Genomic DNA, 4,248 nt, shown 5'->3' with positions numbered 1-4,248 from the left:
CTATGCCGGAAAAGCGTATGGACGAGCACGTACACTATCTTCGCATGAGCACGAATTCCAAGACATGTGTGATTTTCGGCGCAGGCGATTATTACGACGAGGCCCCCGCCGTTCCGTCCGGAGCCTTCGTCATCGCCGCGGATGGCGGTTACGACCACGCCCAGGCCTTCGGCATCGACGTCGATTTTCTGGTGGGCGATTTCGATTCGATCGCCGGCACGCGTCCGACGCATGACGACCGTACCATCGCGTTGCCGACGGAGAAGGATGATCCCGATCTGCTGTCCGCGATGAAGATCGGATGGCGGCATGGCGCGCGCACGTTCCATATATATGGTGCGTTGGGCGGACGGATTGACCACACAATCGCCAATATCCAGCTTGTGGCGCTATTGGCCGATCATGGCGCAATCGGCTATCTGCACGGTGACGGCATGATCGTCACCGCCGTTTGCGACGGCGCGCTCGACTTCCCGGCGAATGACGTCGCACCGGGACGCATGGTGTCCGTGTTCTCCCACAGCGATATTTCGACCGGAGTAAGCGAGACGGGGCTGAAATACGAGCTCGACCACGCCTCGATGTCCAGCGTGCGCGTCAATGGCCTGAGCAACGAATTCCTTGAAGGCAAGCCATCACGCATCGAAGTGAAACATGGCACGCTTGTCGTCACATTCCCGATCGAGGCTCCTCTGCCGCGCGTGTCATGGTCGCACGGTTTCACCGGTGATCTGGGGGCGATCGACACGGCCGTCTCCTCCGCGCTGGCCCAATCGGCCGACCGGCAATCAAGCAAGAAAGCAAAAATGTGAGCGCTCACTGAAAATCGCGTTCCTTTTTCCGGGACACGCGTCGGAAACGTTGCCCTAAGTACAGGTGACGCACTACAGTGGACCATGTTGGTAAACAATGGCTTCTGTGTGCCTTGGCACACGCGTGGCCTACCCTAAAGGGAGAATTACATGACAGTTAAGATTGGTATTAACGGCTTTGGTCGTATCGGTCGTCTGGCTTTCCGCCGCATCTTCGAGCTTCAGGCCCGTGGCGGCCAGGCTGGTGACATCGAGGTCGCTGCAATCAACGATCTGACCACCCCGTCCATGCTGGCCTACCTGCTGAAGTACGACAGCACCCATGGCACCTTCCGTCATGACGATGGCACCCCGGTCGAGGTCACCTCCACCGATGACTCCATCGTGGTCGACGGCAAGGAATACAAGGTCTACGCCGAGAAGGACGCCAACAACATCCCGTGGGTCAAGAACGACGGTGTCGAGTTCGTGCTCGAGTGCACCGGCTTCTACACCTCCGCCGAGAAGTCCCAGGCCCACATCAACGCCGGCGCCAAGAAGGTCCTGATCTCCGCCCCGGCCAAGGACGAGACCACCCCGACCGTCGTGTTCGGTGTGAACCACGAGATCCTGAAGCCGTCCGACGTGATCGTGTCCGCCGGCTCCTGCACCACCAACTCCATGGCCGCCATGGTCAAGCTGCTGGATGAGAAGTGGGGCATCAAGGCTGGCTTCATGACCACCATCCACGCCTACACCGGCACCCAGATGATCCTCGACGGCCCGCGCTTCCCGAAGGCTCGCAACAACCGCGCCGCCGCCATCAACACCATTCCTCATTCCACCGGCGCCGCCAAGGCCATCGGCAAGGTCGTTCCGTCCGTGAACGGCAAGCTGCAGGGCCATGCCCAGCGTATCCAGGTTCCGGATGGATCCGTCACCGAGCTGACCACCGTCCTGAACAAGGAAGTCACCGCCGATGAGATCAACGCCGCCTTCAAGGAAGCGTTCTCCTCCACCGACTTCTATGGCTACAACGAGGACGGCATCGTGTCCTCCGACATCATCGGCGACACCCACGGTGGCGTGTTCGATCCGACCCAGACCGATGTCAACACCGTTGACGGCGTGACCATGGCTCGCACCGTCTCCTGGTACGACAACGAGTACGGCTTCACCTGCAACATGGTGCGCACCCTGCTGTACTTCGCCGAGATCTCCGAGTGAGCCATCGCGGAATAAACCGCGCGGTTCGACTCTGAACCTCAACTGATAAAAGGCTTTCCAACTCGTGTGGAAAGCCTTTTTTCATGCCATTCTCCATCACTTTTGTCTCCCGTATGGCCAAAACCACCGGAAACGGTCATGCGCAGGCCTATCATGGGCGGCATGGCAAAGAAAAAACACGAGAAGGGCGCCGGATCCACACCGGCGACAGTGCAGTTGGAAAAGGCCGGCATTCCATTCAAAACCTACGAGTACGCGCATTCGAACGACCACATGGATGACGGTTACGGAGTGGAGGCCGCCACCAAGCTCGGTTTCGACGAGCATCAGGTGTTCAAGACGCTGATGGCGGACACCGGCTCCGAACGCGTGGTCGGCGTGGTGCCGGTCAGCGGTCATATGGATCTGAAGGCGCTGGCGGCGGCTGTCGGCGCGAAGAAGGCGACGATGGCCGACCCGAAGGTCGCCATGCGCGAATCAGGCTATGTCGTCGGCGGCATCTCACCGCTTGGACAACGCACGCATCACAAGACGGTCCTCGATGAAAGCGCATTGCAGTATGACGAGATTCTGCTGTCAGGAGGCAAGCGCGGCTTTTCGATCGGCATCGACCCCAATGATTTGCTGAAGGTGCTTGACGCGACCGCCGCACCTATCGGCACTTGGTGACGGAATGTGATAGTCAGAACGATCTGCCGTTTTCGGGAACGGCTGGACGGATGCGGATGCGCGTCCGTTCAGCCGTTTCGTCATATACCGGTCATTTGCGCAGTTCAGCCGGCAGCACGAAATGCATGTTCTCCTTGATGGTTTCGATGGTGCTCACATCGCGGTAGCCCATTGCATTGAGCGCGGAAATGACGCCGGAGACCAGCTCGTCCGGCACGGAGGCACCTGAGGAGATGCCCACGGATTCGACACCCTCGAACCATGCGGGATCAAGTTCCGAGGCGTCATCCACACGATGGGCGAGACCGGCGGCCCCGACAGCGGTTCCCGCCGGGAACCGTGTCTTGAGCCCCTCCTGGGCGACTTCCACCAACCGTACGGAATTCGACGAATTCGCTGATCCGACGATGACCACGCAATCGGATTGCTCGGCGACGAGCTTGACAGCCGACTGACGATTCGACGTGGCGTAGCAGATGTCGGAATTCGGCGGCATCCGCAGCCACGGGAAACGCGCCTTCAACGCGGCGATCGTATCGGCGGTCTCATCGACGCTCAGCGTGGTCTGCGTAAGCAGCACCAATTTGGTTTCCGGCTGGAAATCCAACGAATCGACATCGTCGGCATGTTCGATCAGATGCACATGCTCCGGCGACTCCCCCACCACGCCGACGGCTTCGTCATGCCCCTTATGCCCGATGTAAATGATCTCGTAGCCTTCCTTGACGAAGCGCAGCACCTCGCGATGCACCTTACTCACCAACGGGCATGTGGCATCGACCACATGCATGCCGCGCGACGCGGCCTCGGCCTTCACCGCAGGAGAAACCCCATGCGCGGAGAACACGATGGGAATGCCGGCTGACGCCGCGGCATCGGGAACCTCCGACAGCTCCTGCACGAACACCGCGCCCTGCGCGGCCAGATCCTCGACGACATGCCTGTTGTGCACGATCTGACGGCGCACATACACCGGCGGCAGTCCGTCCGCACGCGGCGTATCCGCGGATTTGAGAATCGTCCGCACCGTGAGGATCGCCCTGTCCACACCCGCGCAGAATCCACGAGGATCCGCCAAAACGATGCGCTTGCCCATACCAGCCGCCTTTCACCATATGCCAATCGAAATGACAACCATCAATACTAGGACATGCCGTCCGCCAAAACGACGGAAATCGGAAGACCCGAACAAAAGCGAATCGTGTGCGGCGGATACCCAAGTCCCGAGCGTTAGCGGTAACATGGTATCGACATATCATCAACGACACTATGGAGTGATTCATGACCTGCACAACCTTGCCTCCACGCACCGGACAGCAATTTTCCATCTCGCACGGCGATTACCGAGCTATCATCACCGAGCTTGGCGCCACCTTGCGCAAACTGACGTATCGTGGCGAAGACCTGATCGTCTCCCTCGGTCCGGATGACGTCGTGTCCTGCTGCCATGGCCAGATCCTTGTTCCGTTCCCGAACCGTATCGAAGCCGGCGAATACACATTCGAGGGCAAGACCTATACGCTGCCCATCGACGAGCATGAGCGCAACAACGCCATTCACG

At 59.6% G+C, this 4,248-nt stretch carries 4 protein-coding genes and 1 pseudogene; 4 read left to right on the top strand and 1 reads right to left on the bottom strand.

What is annotated here, in order from left to right:
* The first annotated feature begins 44 nt into the window (after window positions 1-44).
* The 3 genes from ACR0P8_RS08825 (at window position 45) to ybaK (ending at window position 2,687) form a co-directional block, all read left to right on the top strand.
* Entirely contained in the window at window positions 45-812 is a 768-nt protein-coding gene (locus ACR0P8_RS08825) for a thiamine diphosphokinase (RefSeq protein ID WP_432624714.1), read from the top strand.
* Between the two features lie 150 nt (window positions 813-962).
* On the top strand, window positions 963-2,018 hold the full coding sequence (gene gap / locus ACR0P8_RS08820; RefSeq protein WP_432624713.1) for a type I glyceraldehyde-3-phosphate dehydrogenase: 1,056 nt from the start codon (window positions 963-965) through the stop codon (window positions 2,016-2,018).
* Between the two features lie 162 nt (window positions 2,019-2,180).
* The gene (gene ybaK / locus ACR0P8_RS08815) at window positions 2,181-2,687 is read left to right on the top strand and encodes a Cys-tRNA(Pro) deacylase (protein WP_432624712.1); all 507 of its coding nucleotides are present in this window, start codon (window positions 2,181-2,183) and stop codon (window positions 2,685-2,687) included.
* A gap of 91 nt (window positions 2,688-2,778) precedes the next feature.
* Here ybaK and ACR0P8_RS08810 read toward each other — a convergent pair whose 3' ends face one another.
* Window positions 2,779-3,783 carry a 4-hydroxy-3-methylbut-2-enyl diphosphate reductase gene (locus tag ACR0P8_RS08810; RefSeq protein ID WP_432624711.1) on the bottom strand — a complete coding sequence of 335 codons (1,005 nt, stop codon included), beginning with the start codon at window positions 3,781-3,783 and terminating at the stop codon, window positions 2,779-2,781.
* A 185-nt stretch (window positions 3,784-3,968) separates the two neighbouring features.
* Here ACR0P8_RS08810 and ACR0P8_RS08805 point away from each other — a divergent pair.
* Window positions 3,969-4,248 (top strand): annotated as a pseudogene (locus ACR0P8_RS08805) (aldose 1-epimerase family protein); the annotation flags it as partial.

It is taken from the genome of Bifidobacterium sp., assembly GCF_050874245.1.
Taxonomy (GTDB): domain Bacteria; phylum Actinomycetota; class Actinomycetes; order Actinomycetales; family Bifidobacteriaceae; genus Bifidobacterium.
This window is presented reverse-complemented; position numbering and strand designations above follow the sequence as displayed.

What these genes read in the sequence shown, in the direction of transcription:
- ACR0P8_RS08825 (WP_432624714.1), top strand. Translation starts at nt 45, where the DNA reads ATGAGCACGAATTCCAAGACATGTGTGATTTTCGGCGCAGGCGATTAT.
- gap (WP_432624713.1), top strand. Translation starts at nt 963, where the DNA reads ATGACAGTTAAGATTGGTATTAACGGCTTTGGTCGTATCGGTCGTCTG.
- ybaK (WP_432624712.1), top strand. Translation starts at nt 2,181, where the DNA reads ATGGCAAAGAAAAAACACGAGAAGGGCGCCGGATCCACACCGGCGACA.
- ACR0P8_RS08810 (WP_432624711.1), bottom strand. Translation starts at nt 3,783, where the DNA reads ATGGGCAAGCGCATCGTTTTGGCGGATCCTCGTGGATTCTGCGCGGGT.